General features: G+C 34.4%; 14 protein-coding genes. 5 read left to right on the forward strand and 9 right to left on the reverse strand.

Features of this window, described 5'->3' with window-relative positions:
- Positions 1-38: 38 nt before the first annotated feature.
- Positions 39-1454, forward strand: coding sequence for a M16 family metallopeptidase (locus tag EHC72_RS10265; RefSeq protein ID WP_131537604.1), 1416 nt, complete (start codon positions 39-41; stop codon positions 1452-1454).
- A 279-nt stretch (positions 1455-1733) separates the two neighbouring features.
- Here the strand turns inward: EHC72_RS10265 and EHC72_RS10270 are convergent, their stop codons facing one another.
- Positions 1734-1967: a hypothetical protein gene (locus EHC72_RS10270; protein ID WP_131537605.1), complete on the reverse strand. Its 234-nt coding sequence runs from the start codon at positions 1965-1967 to the stop codon at positions 1734-1736.
- A gap of 209 nt (positions 1968-2176) precedes the next feature.
- On the opposite strand from EHC72_RS10270, the gene EHC72_RS10275 reads away from it, so the two are divergent.
- Entirely contained in the window at positions 2177-2704 is a 528-nt protein-coding gene (locus EHC72_RS10275) for a DUF4251 domain-containing protein (protein ID WP_131537606.1), read from the forward strand.
- Between the two features lie 83 nt (positions 2705-2787).
- Here EHC72_RS10275 and EHC72_RS10280 read toward each other — a convergent pair whose 3' ends face one another.
- The 8 genes from EHC72_RS10280 to EHC72_RS10315 all read right to left on the reverse strand — a co-directional run bounded on the left by EHC72_RS10280 (position 2788) and on the right by EHC72_RS10315 (position 11301).
- Positions 2788-3870, reverse strand: a complete 1083-nt coding sequence (locus tag EHC72_RS10280) for a glutaminyl-peptide cyclotransferase (protein WP_131537607.1) — start codon at positions 3868-3870, stop codon at positions 2788-2790.
- Positions 3848-4213: a YraN family protein gene (locus EHC72_RS10285; protein WP_131537608.1), complete on the reverse strand. Its 366-nt coding sequence runs from the start codon at positions 4211-4213 to the stop codon at positions 3848-3850. The genes EHC72_RS10280 and EHC72_RS10285 overlap by 23 nt, the downstream gene beginning before the upstream one ends.
- Positions 4214-4233: 20 nt before the next feature.
- On the reverse strand, positions 4234-6210 hold the full coding sequence (gene dnaG / locus EHC72_RS10290) for a DNA primase (RefSeq protein ID WP_131537609.1): 1977 nt from the start codon (positions 6208-6210) through the stop codon (positions 4234-4236).
- An 80-nt stretch (positions 6211-6290) separates the two neighbouring features.
- Entirely contained in the window at positions 6291-6950 is a 660-nt protein-coding gene (locus tag EHC72_RS10295) for an SGNH/GDSL hydrolase family protein (RefSeq protein WP_131537610.1), read from the reverse strand.
- Between the two features lie 22 nt (positions 6951-6972).
- Positions 6973-8550, reverse strand: coding sequence for a serine hydrolase (locus EHC72_RS10300; protein WP_131537611.1), 1578 nt, complete (start codon positions 8548-8550; stop codon positions 6973-6975).
- A 59-nt stretch (positions 8551-8609) separates the two neighbouring features.
- Entirely contained in the window at positions 8610-9557 is a 948-nt protein-coding gene (locus EHC72_RS10305; RefSeq protein ID WP_131537612.1) for a hypothetical protein, read from the reverse strand.
- 132 nt (positions 9558-9689) lie between these two features.
- The gene (locus tag EHC72_RS10310) at positions 9690-10874 is read right to left on the reverse strand and encodes a M20 metallopeptidase family protein (protein ID WP_131537613.1); all 1185 of its coding nucleotides are present in this window, start codon (positions 10872-10874) and stop codon (positions 9690-9692) included.
- A complete protein-coding gene (locus EHC72_RS10315) occupies positions 10861-11301 on the reverse strand; it encodes an SPOR domain-containing protein (RefSeq protein WP_131537614.1) in 441 nt (146 codons plus the stop codon). Before EHC72_RS10315 ends, EHC72_RS10310 begins: the two co-directional genes overlap by 14 nt.
- Positions 11302-11568: 267 nt before the next feature.
- On the opposite strand from EHC72_RS10315, the gene EHC72_RS10320 reads away from it, so the two are divergent.
- From EHC72_RS10320 to EHC72_RS10330, 3 genes are all read left to right on the forward strand, one after another.
- On the forward strand, positions 11569-12153 hold the full coding sequence (locus tag EHC72_RS10320) for an RNA polymerase sigma-70 factor (RefSeq protein WP_131537615.1): 585 nt from the start codon (positions 11569-11571) through the stop codon (positions 12151-12153).
- Between the two features lie 50 nt (positions 12154-12203).
- Positions 12204-13376 (forward strand): FecR family protein, encoded by a 1173-nt coding sequence (locus tag EHC72_RS10325; protein WP_131537616.1) that lies wholly within the window; start codon positions 12204-12206, stop codon positions 13374-13376.
- A gap of 161 nt (positions 13377-13537) precedes the next feature.
- The gene (locus EHC72_RS10330; RefSeq protein WP_131537617.1) at positions 13538-17194 is read left to right on the forward strand and encodes a SusC/RagA family TonB-linked outer membrane protein; all 3657 of its coding nucleotides are present in this window, start codon (positions 13538-13540) and stop codon (positions 17192-17194) included.
- Position 17195: the final 1 nt, after the last annotated feature.

Here is a 17195-nt window from a genome sequence, read left to right on the forward strand (position 1 = left end):
AGCTAAAAACTATTTTCAAATTAATTACATTTCAGAACATGAAAAAATTATTCATTATAGCTGCTGTTTCCTTATTGGCTCAAGGCATATCAGCACAAACCATAGATCGTAGTCACAAACCAAAACCAGGCCCAGCGCCAATTATTACCATTGGTGATCCTGTTATTTACAAATTAGCAAATGGAATAACAGTTTTAGTAGTAGAAAACCATAAACTTCCTAAAGTAACGGCTAGTTATAGTATTGATGCGGGCCCTATTACAGAGGGTGCAAAAGCTGGAGTTGTATCCTTAATGGGTAGCATGCTAAACGAAGGTACAACAGGCAAAACCAAAATAGAATTTGATGAAGCTGTAGATCAGCTTGGTGCTGATGTAAATTTAACTGCTGCCGGCGGAAGTGTTTCTGCTTTAACGCGTTATTTTAGCAATGCATTTATGCTAATGGCCGAAGGAATCCGTAAGCCCTCTTTTCCACAAGCTTCTTTTGAAAAAATTAAATCTCAAACTTTAACGGGACTAAAATCTAACGAGAAGAGCGCAAAAGCAATTTCTGCTCGTGTTGTAAATGCACTTGCTTATGGCAAAAACCATCCAAACGGAGAATTTACAACCGAAACTTCTATTAATGGAATAACATTAGATGACGTTAAGAATGCCTACAAACAATACATTACGCCATCAAGAGGTTTCTTAACTTTTGTTGGAGATATTAAACCTGAAGCGGCAAAAGCGCTTGCAGAAAAAGCATTTGGCGATTGGAAAGGTACTGCGCTAACAATTCCAAAGTTGGCAAAAGTTAGCAATCCTGCTAAAACCGAGGTAGATGTTGTAAATGTTGGCAACGCTGTTCAATCTGAAATTACAGTTACCAACCTAATTGACTTACCAATGAGTAGCCCAGATTATTTTGCTGTTTTATTGGCAAATCAAATTTTAGGTGGTGGTTCTGAATCCAGATTATTTAATAACTTGAGAGAAAAGCATGGCTTTACTTATGGTGCTTATGCGAGTACAGGAGCTGGTCGTTTCCAATCAAAATTTTCTGCCACTGCTGCCGTAAGAAACGAAAAAGTAGATAGCGCTGTTGTTGAATTTTTAAAAGAAATAAACACTATTCGTACCGAAAAAGTTTCTGCAGAAGAACTACAAAATGCTAAAAATCTATATAATGGATCATTTGCCTTAGGACTCGAAAATCCTGCCCGCACGGCTTCGTTTGCAAGCAACATTTTAATCAACAACTTGCCTAAGGATTTCTACCGTACCTATCTGCAAAAAATTAATGCGGTAACTACAGATGATGTTTTAAGAGTTGCCAAAAAATATTTCAATCACGATGATACACGTGTTGTAATAGTTGGTAAAACGGAAGCATTTATTGAAGGCTTAAAGAAATCAGGTTTCACCGTGAACCAGTTTGATAATTATGCAACGCCTGTTGCTGCAAAGTAATCACTCAAATTTTATAACTTTTTTACAAAAACCTTTCCTTATTTAATTAGGGAAAGGTTTTTTTTATCAATAATTTTTACCTTTTGGTTATTTATTGGCACACTTAACCGGGATTATAAATAGCCTGAATTTTGGATGTTAGTATTATGAAAGATAATGCCTCTTTAAAAGAAAATAATCCCTCTCAAACAAGGAAATACAATGTCCCTTTTAGACAGCCAAAGATACCAAGTCATTCGCGATCGTTACCAAGTCATTCTAGACCATTACCAAGTCATTCTAGACCATTACCAAGTCATTCCAGACCGTTACCAAGTCATTCCAGACCGTTACCAAGTCATTCCAGACTGTTACCAAGTCATTCCAGACCGTTACCAAGTCATTCCAGACCATTACCAAGTCATTCCAGACCATTACCAAGTCATTCCAGACCGTTACCAAGTCATTCCAGACCGTTACCAAGTCATTCCAGACCATTACCAAGTCATTCCAGACCCATGGTCGGTGTTTCAAAATCTATCTTAAAAGATCCTGAACTAAACGACGCAGTCCTCTTGAAGACAAAAGCAACAATAACTGCTACTGAAAAATCCAGGGTGGCGGAGTAAAATATTTAGTTAGTGAAATTTAAACCGTTTCTTAGTATATTTATTATAATAATTCCTTTTATCTATGGATTTTTAACACTTTCTGCATCTTTAAATTGTTAAACACATATAAGAATGAAAAATTTAAAATATTTAATGAGCATAATACTCCTTGCAGTAACCGCTCAAGTTTTTGCGCAAACAGATAAAGAAACAACGGTCAGAATTGTGGATAATAAAAACTTCGTTTTTGTTGCAAACTCTGCCACACCACTATTTAATATGGATGTTACCAGAGTAATGGCAAGCATGCCTGGAGGGCAAAATGGAAGTTTAATTAATTTATCTGGTTCGCAGTACGACGTAAAAATAACACCAGATAGTATTGTCGCGTATCTTCCATATTATGGCCGTGCTTACAATGCACCTATGGATCCTAACGAAGGTGGAATAAAATTTACTTCAAAAGATTTTACATACACCCAAACGAAAAATAAAAAAGGAAACTATACTATCCAAATTAATACGAAGGATGTTAAACGGGATAATTATAGATTAACTTTTAGCGTTTCTACAAGTGGTTATGCCAGCTTAAATGCAATTAGTACAAATAGGCAGCCCATTACTTTTAATGGCTATATAAGTGAGCCAAAGAAGAAATAAGAATATTAAGATTTACATCAAAATGAGCTTGTCGAAATGCCATATTTACAAATAACTTTTAGACAAGCTCATAATTAATAACCTTATTTTTTGATAACCTGAATCTGAAAGATACTTGGCCATTTTTTACCTGCTACAAATAATCTTTTTCCGGCCTTATCGTATGCAATTCCATTAAGTACGTTATTTGCAATTTCATCTTCTGTTTTAAAATAGCCATTGGGTAAAAGTCCCGAAAGATCTATTTTACCTTCCACAGCACCTGTTTTTGGATCTATAATTAAAATATTATTGGTAGTATAAACATTTGCATAAATTTTTCCATCAATATACTCCAATTCATTTATCTGTTTTATTGGTCCTTTATTATCAAAGACATCGATTGAGCCGATTTTCTGATAAGTATCTTTATCAAGGAAATAGATTGTGTTAGAACTGTCGGTATTTAAAATTTTTTCTCCATCAAAAGCTAAGCCCCAACCCTCAATACCAACGGTATAAGGGAATTCAGAAAGTTTTTTAAAAGTAGTTTTATCGTATACAAAACCAACTTTTTCTCTATAAGTTAATTGAATTATTTTATTTCCAACCACAGTAATTCCCTCGCCAAAATATTGCTTATCCAAGTCTGTTTTCTGGATTACTTTTCCTGTATTCACCTCAACCTTTCTCAAACTTGAAGCGCCATAACTTCCGGCACTTTCATAAAAAAACCCATCATGATATTCCAAACCTTCTACATAAGATGAAGTATCGTGCGGCAAAGTTTTAATTATTTTATAAGTATATTCTATAGGAGCTTGAGCGGCCAAAATATTAATATTAGAAGTTAAATCTTCAGATTTGCCATCCTTATAAATTTTTGCAATAATTAAATGGCTTCCCATTTTAAAGCCGTCAGTTTTTAATTTAATATCTGCAGTATCCTTTTGAGAAACTATTTTGTTAGAATCAATGAAGTAAACCACAGAATCTACAGGCTTATCTTTTCCAAACTGAATATTTACATCCACTTGCTTCCCTAAAGCTACGTTTGTGCCAGATTCTGGCGTTATAAAACTTCTATAAGTGGTGGTGGTTTCTTGGTGACAAGCACTTGCAAATGCAATGGTGATGCCTATAAAAAATGTATTTTTAATTTGTTTAATCCTCTGGCCAAAATGCATCTTCAATATGTTTTAGTGTATAATTATGATCTTTTGTAAATGTGATGGCGATTATGTCAAAACGAATTTCATTTTGATGATCCATCATTTCAATATAAGCAAGCGAAGCCAATTCCATTTGCCTCTGCTTTGCTTTGTTTACGAAATCCTCTGGCTGTCCAAATGCTACTGAGCTTCTTGATTTTACTTCTACAAAAAACATTAAACCATTTTTATAGGCAATTAAATCTATCTCGGATTTACCGTGCGTCCAGTTTTCGTCTAAAATTTCGTATCCCTGTTCCTCTAAATAGCGCTTTCCAATAGCTTCACCCAATCTTCCTAAATCATTATGGATTGCCATGGAATGTATTTAATTAATAATTATTTAACAATTACAGACCCTAAAAATCTTGAAATATCTCTTTCAACATTTTTAATAGTTGCATATCGCTGCATTAAAATGGCTTGGTTATCACCGTCTTTTTCTTCTTTAATTTCCTTCAAAAGAGAGCTTAAAATTTCATCTACCTTCCTTTTCTTCAAATGAAATATCCCTCCTAAAATTGTAGCTTTTAAATTTGATGATTCATCCTTAACGTAAATAAGGTGTTTATTTAGCCAGTTTTCACTTAAAGAATATGGAGAAGTTGAAAGCGTAATAGCCAAATCTGCAATTGCCCTATCCTCGTGTTTAATAAAATGATTAGCGGTTGGTAATCGCCCATCCTCCAATTCTATTTTATAGTAATCGATTATCTTTTTGCACAGCGGATCGGTAAATTCAACATCGGCTAAGTTTTGCACAATAAAGGAGCCAATGTACATATCATCTATGCTATCCCAATTTACAAATTCGTGGCCATATGCTAATAATAACCGTACAATTTCCTTTTCCTGGTGCTCATCGGTATCAGCCTGCTCTTGTACGCCATCAGGCCCAGCGCTATCATCCCATAAATTATCAGGTGGACCTAGCGGTTCTGGTGGGCCAGACGAGTATGAATTATTATTTGAATAAGAATTGTTATTATTTGATGGAAAGCTTTTCTTCAGCTTTGCCGAACGCATTTTATTTAATTCTGTTAAGAGAATCCGTTCTTCAATTTCAAGCAAGCTACTGCATTCTCTTATAAATACGGAGGCTTTAATCGGATCAGGAATTTTAGCAATACTTTCTACAATATCACGAATAATCCCTGCTCTTTTAATGGGGTCGTTGCCAGCTTCCTTTAATAGAACGTTGGCTTTATAAAGGATAAAATCTTTTCGATTGTTTTCGATGTAAATCCGAAAAGCGCCTGCACCCACATGATGCATGTAAGAATCAGGATCGTGCCCATCAGGGAAGGAAACAATCTTAACATTTAGCCCTTCCTCCAAAATCATGTCCAAACCGCGTAAAGATGCCTTAATACCCGCTGCATCTCCATCAAATAGAATGGTTACATTTTGTGTAAAGCGACCAATTAGCTTAATCTGTTCGGTTGTTAATGACGTTCCTGATGATGCCACAACATTTTCTACACCAGCTTGGTGTACAGAAAGTACATCTGCATAACCTTCGGCAAGGTAACAGTTATCTAAGTCTCTTATAGCCTTTTTAGCATGAAAAAGACCGTAAAGAACATTAGATTTATGATAAATTTCACTCTCAGGCGAGTTTACATATTTAGGAACATTTTTATCAGTTTTTAGCGTACGTCCACCAAAACCAATAATTCTGCCAGTAAAATTATGAATGGGAAACATAACACGACCACGAAAGCGATCGTAAATTTTTCCCTTTTCATTTTTAATGGATAAACCTGTTTGCTCTAAAAACTCTAAATTATGGCCATTATTAATGGCGCTTTGGGTCATGGCATCCCAAACATCTGGTGAATAGCCAACTTCAAATTTCTTTAAAATATCTTCTCTAAAGCCACGCTCTTTAAAATAGCTTAATCCGATGGTTTTACCTTCGCTAGTTTCCCAAAGTTGCTTTACAAAAAACGCAGCCGCATACTGAGAAACAATGTAAAGGCTTTCCTTTGCACTTTGTGCTTCTGCATCTTGAGGTGTTAATTCTGTTTCGGCAACCTCAATATTATATTTATTCGCTAAAAATTTAAGTGCTTCAGGATAAGAATATTTCTCATGGTCCATAATGAAACGAACCGAATCGCCACCTTTGCCACAGCCAAAGCACTTATAAATACCTTTGGTAACGGATACGTGGAAAGATGGTGTTTTTTCTCCATGGAAAGGGCAATTACCAATTAAACTGGTTCCGCGTTTTTTTAAGTGCACAAAATCCCCTACTACCTCCTCAATACGGGCGGTATCCATTATCTTATCTATCGTTTCGCGGTTAATCATATACACATAATCCTCAAAATGAGAATTTCCCTTCTATTATTTAATCTTTAATTCTATCCATGTTCACTAAAGAACTTGCTTTATTTTACTAAAGGCAACAATTGATCTGCTACCAATTGATTACCAATATTGTTTAGATGTACTCTATCAACGGTTAAAATGCCTTTTTCTTTATCTTCAGGATTATTTTTGGCTTCATATTCTGTAAAAACCTTTCTCAAATCGCAAAGCGGAAGATTATTTTTTGCGGCAAGTTCTCTTATACCCGCTGCATATTTATTTAAATCTGCATCAAGATCATTTGAACCATCTTTTTTCTCGCCAACAACGGATGGGGTGCACAACACAACTTTACTTCCAACACCTTGAATTTTATTGATTAGAGCCTGATAAAATTTTAAATATTTATCATAATCTGTTCCAGTATGCGAAGATTGTTTGTGCCATACATCATTAATACCAACATAAATAACAACTAAATCTGGTTTTTTATTTAGTACGTCATCTTCTAAGCGCAAATATAAATCGTAAACTTTATTGCCACCAATTCCGGCACCTATAACATTGTATTTCGTAGAATCTAATGCTTTTTTAATCAAAGTTACGTAGCCATTAGCAGATACGCCTTGCTGGGTAATAGAATCACCAAAAAAGATTATACGTTTTGGTTTATAAGTCATTGCTGTTAAAGAAATTAAGCAAACGCAAAGCAGAATGCATGTTTTAAATAGGGATTTCATAATTTATATTCTTTGGTTCATGTTATTTCTTATCGTTCTTTTTAAAGTCAAGATCCTGGAAATCAAAACTAAAATCCGTTAATGGAGAAATGGCTTCCATTTTAAATCCATTTGAGCTGGCATTATTATCAAGAGAGAAATTTACAAATGCATCGGCATCTAAACTTCTGTCGTACCATTTTACAATAAAGGTATTTCCCTTATAATAAACCATATCTCCGCTTAGTTTTGGTGAGTTTTTAGCTTGAAAATGCATTTTCCCATTCTGTTCAGTAATGGTTACTTCACCAAACCAAACATCAGAATAAGTTCCTAAATATTTTTTTGCATCAACTTTATTAGGATTATTTTTTTGCTCTGCCGCAATATCAGCCCAAATCTTATCGGTTACTTTTTTAGCATAATCAACTTCTGCTTTTGCGCCTGCGGCATTATCTTTAACTCTGTCTTTGCCTTTAACATCGAAATACCCATCTTTAATAGACTGGGTGATGGAAGAGAAGGCTCCGCCAGCTTGTTGGTTGGTTAAAACAATAATCCCAAGTTTTAACTCTGGAACCAAAGTTACTTCACTTACCATTCCGGCCAATCCTCCTGTATGGTCAGCAACAAGATTTCCTTTTTCATCACTTAAAAACCAGCCCAATCCATAGCCATAAAAATGCCTGTTGTAAGAGCCTTTACCAGCAGGAATAACGCTGTGCATTGTCCACATATTATTTTGCGCAGCTTTACTAAATAAGGTTTTATCAAGCTTATCACCATATTTACCACCATTAAGTTGCACAAGTACCCATTTACTTAAATCATTTACACTGGTATTAATTCCGCCAGCTGCGTTACTATTTGCAGAGAAATCTTTAGCTATTACACTAACTTTTCCATTTATAGGTGCATGGGCATCAATAATATTACTTTTATCTTTTAGTCGATCAAACGATAAAGCACTTTTTGTCATTCCTAATGGTTGCATGATTCTGTTTTCTACAAAATCTTCATACTTTACGCCAGCCACACGCTCAATTACTTCTCCGGCTACGATATACAATAAATTGTCGTAATCCCATTTGGTACGAAAACTAGAAACTGGCTTCAAATATCTTAGGTTATGGATAATTTGCTTTTTAGAAACTGTTGAAGAATCAGGCCAAATCATTAAATCTCCTGCCCCCAATCCTAATCCACTTCTATGGGAAAGTAAATCGCTTATAGTAAATTCTGCCGTAACATAGGGATCAAACATCTTAAATTCGGGTATAACATCTGTTACTTTGGTATCCCAAGTTAACTTCTTTTCATCAATCAATATACCTAATGCCGCTGCTGTAAAGGCTTTTGTATTGGATGCAATGCCGAAAAGTGTATTTTCATCAACCTTTTGAGTGGATTTTAAAGAGCGTACTCCATAACCTTTTGCATGGATAACTTTTCCATCCTTTACCACAGCAACCGCAATTCCTGGAACATCAAAAGTTGTTAAAACCTTTTCAGTAAGACTATCTATTTGTTTAGACGTTAGTACTTGCGCTTGTAAACCTTCTAAAGAAAAGGCTGTTAAAGCAAAAAAGAATATGAGTTTGGAATAATAGCGTGGGCGCATGGATTAGGATTTAATTAAAACATTTAAAGATAATAAATCTTTTAGCCGTTTATAAGTCCTTATTTACCTTTCTCCAGTTTATAATCTTTATGCAGAATAAGGAAACTTGCTCTTTCTTCTTTTTTAAAGGGAACATTCCAATTGCCTTGATAAGTAATTTTTGTAGGTAATTTGTCTTCACCAAAATACCCCATTTCAATATTCATTTGTACATTAAAATCAAACAACATGTTGCTATATTTCATATCTACATAACGACCAAGAATATTAAAGTTGCGTTTATCAAAAATGGTTACAAGTTCTTTAATCATGATTCCATCTTTAGTCCAGCTGCTTAATTCGGGCTTAACAGAAACTCTAAACCGATACACGGGGATAGAATCCAGATAAGTTCCGCTTGTAAATCCATAATCATAATATTGGCGCATGTTGGCTGTAAAAATTTCTGTTTTACTACCAATAAATGGAATCCCTTTTACGGGGCGACCTGGATTAAAAATTAAAGTTTTCAACTTTTGTTTATACCCTTCGTTTGTTGTTCCACCTTTTTTGCCATCCAAAGGTGCGTCTTTAACAAAATCAGAACTATAGGCATTCATAAAAATATAATCAAACATTTCTACAGTATACAACTGGTATTTACCGTTTTTCTTGTATACTTTGCCTGTATCCTGCTTAACTAAATATTCAATTTTATATGGACCGCTATTATTATGGCGAATTTTTCGATAGATACGTCCATCAACTTTGTTCTTCTTATCATAGGTATAAATTCGGTTTTCAGCAATAAAACTATAACGTTTCATATCTCTGAAAGACTGATAAAAAGTGGTATCGTTTATAATAGCATTGATAAAAGTTTCGATATTTAAACGCTCGGCTTTAATATTTACGGTAGAATCAAGCGTTATGGTCTTTATCGTATCGGGGTTAAAACGATTAATTTCCTGACTATAACCTTTGAAAAAGAACGGTATTAACAATAAAAACAAAAATATTTTTTTCATGTGTTACTTTAAATGCAAAAATAAAGCCAAAGGAAATATCACTTATTAAAAGCACGAAGTAATCATACAGTTATAACTTAATTGTAATGTTGCTTCGTGCAGGCAATTACGATGGTAGCGTTCACTCTAATATTAGTTTCCTAATTGTTTTACAGCGATATAAGCCATTAACCCCGTTGATAGTTTAAGTGCATCTTCATCTACATCAAATTTTGGTGTATGCACGGAGTGCTGTGTATCTTTCGCTGCATTTCCAGTACCTAAGCGATAAAAACAAGCATCAGTTACCTGCGAATAAAAAGAGAAATCTTCGGCAGCCATCCAAATATCTAGATCTATCACATTTTCTTTACCCAAAAAATCTTCGGCAAAGCTTCTGGCATTTGCTGTTAATTTCTCTTCGTTAATTAAAAATGGATAACCTTTATGAATATCGAAATCACAACTTCCACCCATGCTCTCTGCCATACCTTCGGCCATTTTTTTCATGCGCACATGTGCCTCAGCACGCCAGTTTTCGTCAAGGGTTCTAAATGTACCTTCAATTTTAACTTCATTAGGAATGATATTAGTTGCGCCATTTGCAATTACTTTACCGAAAGATAAAACTGACGGCAAACGAGGATCTGCATTGCGACTAACAATTTGCTGCAAGGCAATAATGATGTGCGAAGCAATTACAACTGGATCGATATTTTGATGTGGTTGTGCGCCATGGCCACCTTTTCCGGTTACGGTAACATACAATTCATCAGTAGAAGCCATGTAAATACCTGATCTGAAACCAACCTTACCTGCGTCAATCAAAGGCATTACGTGTTGCCCAACAATAGCATCAGGTTTGGGATTTTCCAAAACACCTTCTTTAATCATAATGCTTGCTCCACCGGGCAACAACTCTTCTGCTGGCTGGAAAATTAATTTAATTGTTCCACCAAAATCATCCTTAAGCTGATTAAGAATATACGCAGTACCTAAAAGTGAAGAACTGTGTACATCATGGCCACAGGCATGCATTACGCCATGGTTTTTTGATCGATATGGTTTATCGTTTGCCTCATGTATAGGCAATGCATCCATATCGGCACGTAAAGCAATTACTTTATCAGATGGTTTATTCCCTTTAATTAAGCCAACTACTCCTGTGTTGGCACAATCAGTATATTCAATACCCCATTTGCTTAATTTTTCTTTGATAAATAAAGAAGTTTCAAATTCTTTAAATGAAAGTTCGGGGTTGGAGTGTATATGGCGACGGTAACCTACAACATCATTAAAAATGGTTTCGGCTAGGTCTTTAATTTTATCTTTGATCATCAGTAGTGGTATCTAAATTAGGTGCATTAATTTTTTCCCTGAAAATAAATAAGGTAGGGAAATTTGGTCTGAGTTCGTTCATTAATCGTTGCGCTTCAAGCTTTGTTCTAAAATCGCCAACGCGAACGTAATAATTGGGCTCTTTATAAATTATATAAGTATTAAGCTTTGGATAAAGGCTTTTAAACCTTGCCTGCTCATTAAAAACTTCTCGCCTATCCGAGCCATAAAAAATTTGAAGCCGGTAACCATACGAGGAAACAATGGCTTTATTGGGCTTAACTTCGCCCGAAGATTTATAAACTTCTATCCTTTTGGCAATTAAACTATCAATCAAAGGATCCTTGATAACCGTTACTTCTCCCTTTTGAGCAAAAGAAATTTTTGAAAAAAATATACAAAGTATAAAAGTAAAAACTATCTTCATGGTTAATTAACGTTCTAAGGCATAAACAGTATGACCGAAATCAATACAAAATTCGGCATTCTTTATGGCTATTACAAATTATATAGACAGGGCATTACTCAAAGTTGCCCAAAAACAGACCAATAACTATTATTAAAAAATAACCAGAAGTACACCAAAATAACCAACAAATAACCTCAACTTTAACCAACAACAAACTACAATAAGATTAAAATTTGGTCTTTTTAGATTGATTTTAATTTTATAATTGTGATTTTCATATAACCAATGAACCTTTTAACGCAAAAATCTCATTCAGATAAAGAACTGCTTCTTTTATTGAAAGAAAACAACCAAGTTGCGCTTAAATATATCTATAACTCCTATTGGAAACAGCTTTACCTTACTGCTTTTAGCATTATTAAAGATGCACAACAATCTGAAGACATTGTTCAGGATATTTTGCTTCAACTTTGGATTCGCAGAAATGAGGTAGAAATCGAATCGCTAAAATCCTACCTTTTCACTGCTGTTAAATACAAGGTTTTAACTTACATTAAATCAGCTGGTAATAGAAAAGTATTTTTAGAAGCTGATGAATTTGAAAAATTTGCCGGAACCACCGATTTAGGTGATCGCTTGGAGGAAATAGAAATTAATATGCTTTTAGATAGAGGAATTTCTACTTTACCAGAGCGTTGTAAACAGGTTTTTATACTGAGCAGGAAAGAAAACTTAAATAATAAAGAAATTGCCGAAAGAATGGGAATTAGTCCTAAAACGGTCGAAAACCAAATTACAATAGCTTTAAGGCAACTAAAATTATCTATGAGTGATTATGTTCTAATTTTCACTATAATTTTATTTTCATAAATATTTCATAATCCTTTGGGGGTAAGTGTGCTGTAATTAGACTTACCTATATGAATGTTCCAAAAACAGATCAAGAATTTAGAGAACTTGCACGTAAATGCGAACTTGGTATAGCTACAGAAGCTGAGCAAAAAGCATTTGACGCTGCCTACGATGAGTTATCTTTAAGATACAAGGATTGGAACCCCAAATTAATGGGCGATGAAGATTCTGTTAAGCAAGATATTTTTGCCCGATTGGAGCAAAACATTGCCAAGCACGAATCAAACAAAAAAAGGTTATGGTTTTATAAATACGCAGCAGCCTTTGCAATTTTATTTTCTGTGGGCTTAATATTTTATGCTCAAAACCATAAAAATAAATCTGTTGATCAAATTGTTTCTAAGAAAACAATAAAAGAGGATCAAAATCATAATAAAGCTTACTTAACACTAGCAAATGGCTCTAAAATATCATTAACGGATGCCGCCAATGGTAAAATTTTGCAAGAGGCTGGTATTTCTGTTTCCAAAACTAACGATGGACAAGTTGTTTACCGTGTTTTGGGTAGTGATGATTATGATGAAAAGCCAACAATAAATACAATTTCTACTCCCGTTGGGGGCCAATATTTAGTGGTTTTACCTGATAATAGTAAGGCATGGTTAAATGCTTCATCTTCTATTACCTTCCCAACTAAATTTGTAAAAAAAGACCGAAATGTTACCGCCACTGGCGAAGTATATTTTGAAGTTTTTAAAGATGCAAATCACCCTTTTAAGGTCGAATCTGGCGAGGCTGTAGTTTCTGTTTTAGGTACACATTTTAATATTATGAATTACGATGATGAACCAAGCACGCAAGTTACGCTAATGGAGGGTTCGGTAAAACTAAATTTAGGAGAGGTTTCACAACTTATAAAACCAGGAGAACAGGCTTATTTTATGCGTAATACCGACAAAATTATGCTTAAAACAATGGATACAGATGACGTTATAGGCTGGAAAAACGGCTATTTCAATTTTGATAATACCCCTATCGATCAGGTAATGAGAGAAATTAAAAGGTGGTATGATGTTGATGTAACTTACGAAGGACCAAAACCAAAAATATCAATTACCGCAATGATTTCGAGAAGTAATAAAATCGATAAAATACTCGATTTGATAAAGAAATCTGGAGGAATTGATTTCCAAATAAACAACAAACTAATTACAGTTAAAAAAACAAATGGAGGAAACTAAATGAAGAAATAAATACTCAGACTACTATTCGGGTTAACAAAAAATAACCTTTCCAGATTGCACTCCGGAAAGGTAAAAGTCCTGCTTGTCGGCAGGGTGAAGGGTTACCCAGAAATCAAATTTGTGAATCAACTTACTTAATAAACCCAACAATCTAATATATGAATGATTTATCACATTCACTAAGGAGTTATATTGCTCTTTTTTATCCCACTATTCATAAAAAACCAGCCTTTTTAGGTATAAAAAAAGCCCTTTTGGTTATGAAATTAACAGGAATAATAATTTTGATGATTACCTTTCAGGCAAGTGCAACAAGCTTTGCCCAAAAGGTTAGTATCAGCAAAAAGAATACCGAACTAAAGGAGCTCTTCAAGGAAATCCACAATCAAACGGGCTATGATTTTATTTACAACAATGATGTTTTAAATTTTTCAAGCAATTTTGACGTAAACGTAAAAAACAAAGAAGTATCTGATTTACTGAACGATATTTTCTTAAATAAGCCACTTTCTTTTTCAATTGAGGATAAAAACATAATTGTTAAGGTAAAAGAAAGATCCGATGTAAAACCTGATCGCATTATAACAGGAAGAGTTATAGGTAGCGGAGATAAACTACCATTACCTGGCGCTAGTATTAAGGTAAAAGGTACTACTAAAGCTGCATCAACAAACAATAATGGAGAGTTTTCCATTAAAGTAAATGATGGCGACGTTTTAGTATTCTCTATGTTAGGTTACATTACTCAGGAGATTAACACCAACGGTAAAACTGCCATAAATGTTAGCTTGGTACAATCTGCAAGTAACTTAAATGAAGTGGTAATTACAGGTATTGGTGGTAACGTAGATAAAAGAACATTTACTGGTGCTACAACCAAAATATCTGTAAAAGATGCTGAATTGGGCGGTCTACCTGATCCAAGTAGAATGCTTGAAGGTAGAGTAGCTGGGGTAAGTGTACAAAATACTACTGGTACATTTGGTACTGCTCCTAAAATTAGAGTGCGTGGTGCAACTTCTATTTTAGGTAGCTCTAAACCTTTATGGGTTGTAGATGGTGCTATTTTAGAAGATGTTGCTGACGTTTCTGCTGATGATTTAGCCAGTGGTGATGCCATGACGTTAATAAGCTCGGCGGTAAGTGGATTAAATGCTAATGATATAGAATCATTTCAAGTATTAAAGGATGGTTCAGCTACCTCTATATATGGTGCTAGAGCTAAAGCCGGTGTAATTGTAATTACTACTAAAAGAGGACGTTCAGGATATAGTCAGCTTAATTATGTTTCCGAATTCACTTCAAGAGCCACACCTTCATACGATGGCTTTAATATTATGAACTCTCAAGAGCAGATGGGTTTCTATCAACAAATCTATCAAAGAGGTTGGTTAAATTTAGCTGATGTTTCTAACGCTTCAAATAGTGGTGTTTACGGTAAAATGTACCAGTTAATTAACTCTGGTCAACTTTTAAATACAGAAGAAGCACGAAATGCATATTTGAGACAGGCAGAATATAGAAATACAGATTGGTTTGGAGAATTATTTAGTCCTAATATAATGCAAAACCATTCATTGAGTATTACATCAGGTACTGACAAATCTCAATACTATGCATCAGCAAGTGTTGTTTCTGATCCAGGATGGGCAAAGCAATCGCAGGTTAAAAGATATACAGCCAATTTAAATGCAACCTATAATATTTCTGATAAACTTAAGATTAACATTCTTACATCAGGAAACTATAGAGCTCAAAAAGCGCCTGGTACTTTAGGTAGAACTACCAATCCAGTTACAGCTTTAGTGAGAAGAGATTTTGATATCAATCCTTACTTGTACGCTATGTTTACCTCCAGAACTTTAGATCCAAATGAGAGCTATACTAGAAATTACGCGTCATTTAATATCATGAAAGAGTTAGAAAATAACTATATGGATATTAATGTTGCTGAAGTAAAATTTCAAGGTCAAGTAACTTGGAAAGTTTTAAAAAGCTTGGAATTAAATGCTTTTGGAAGTGTTAGATATCAGCAAACCTCACAACAGCATTATATTAAAGACGAATCAAATCAAGCTGAAGCTTATAGAGCGATGGGTACAACAATTATACGTAGTAACAATCCTTATTTGTATAAAGATCCAGCTAATCCATATGCTTTACCTGTAAGTATTTTGCCTGCAGGTGGTATTTATAATAGAACTGATTATAAAGCGCTTGTTAACGATTATCGTGTAAATGCCCGTTACAACAATACATTTGCTGAAAAGCATGTTTTAAATGTAGAAGGTAGTGCTTCAGTTAATTCTATTGATAGAAACAACAACTGGTTTAGAGGTTGGGGCTTACAATATGGTTTAGGTGAAATTCCTTTTGTTGATTATCGCATATTTAAAAAAGCACAAGAAGGAAACTCTCAATACTATTCAGTAAGCAATACCAGAGGTAGAGAAATTGCCTTTTTTGGTAAAGCAGCTTATTCGTACGATGGTAAATATAGTTTGGAAGTTACAGGCAGGTACGAGGGATCTAATAGGTTAGGTAAAAGTACATCAGCAAGATGGGCTCCAACATGGTCTGTTGGTGGTTTGTGGAACGCAAGTGAAGAAGAATTCTTTAAAAAACTATCAACACCAATATCTACATTAACTTTTCGTGGCTCTTACAGCTTAATGGCTGATAGAGGACCATCTTATGTAACCAACTCTTTAGTGGTAATTGGTAGTTATAATCCATGGAGACCAAATGTTACCGATAACGAAACTGGACTTCAAATTAACGATTTAGAAAATTCGCAATTAGGCTTTGAGAAACAGCACGAATTAAACCTCGGTATGAATTTTGGCTTGTTCCAAAACAGAATTAATGGTGATATTAATTATTACAGCAGAAAACAATTTGATTTAATTGGCCCTATAAATACTCAAGGCTTAGGTGGTCAGATTACTAAATATGGTAATATAGCCAACATGAAATCTAGTGGTGTAGAAATTGCATTATCAGGTACAATTATAAAAACACCTAATTTTTCATGGACAGCTAATTTCAACTATACTCATGCAACATCTGAAATAACAAATTTCTTGAATAGACAACGAGTTATTGATTTAATTACTGGTGTTAACCCAATATCTCAACAAGGATATCCGGCAAGAGCTTTATTCTCAATCCCGTTTGTAGGTTTACGTGAGGATGGATTACCTCAATTTACCAATGCAGATTATTCTACAACTGTTACAGGAATTAACTTTCAAAGTAGAGTAAATCTTGGTTATTTAAAGTATGAAGGCTCTATTGATCCTACGGATTTTGGTGGTTTCGGTAACGTATTTACCTATAAAGGATTTAGTTTTTCTCCTTACATTACTTACTCTTTTGGAAACGTGGTACGCTTAAATCCTGTTTTTAAAACAGCATATTCAGATTTAGATGCAACTACAAGAGAATATTTTGATGCATGGAATGTTCCAGGTGATGAAAATAAAACAAATATTCCTGTGGTTTTAGACAATAGATATATCCGCAATAGCAGCCAATATGAATATGCCTACAACGCATACAATTATTCTTCTGCTACCGTTGCTAAAGGTGATTTTATTAGATTAAAAGATATTTCTGTTGCTTACCAATTGCCGAAAGCATTTTTAGCACGTATAAAAGTAGCATCAGCAAGTTTAAGATTTAATGTATCAAATCTTTGGTTGATATATGCTGATAAAAAATTAAACGGACAAGATCCTGAATTTGCTAATACAGGTGGTGTTGCATTACCTCTAGCTAAGCAATATACTTTAACATTAAAATTAGGATTATAAA

Source organism: Pedobacter nototheniae, assembly GCF_004335085.1.
GTDB classification, from domain to species: Bacteria; Bacteroidota; Bacteroidia; order Sphingobacteriales; family Sphingobacteriaceae; genus Pedobacter; species Pedobacter nototheniae.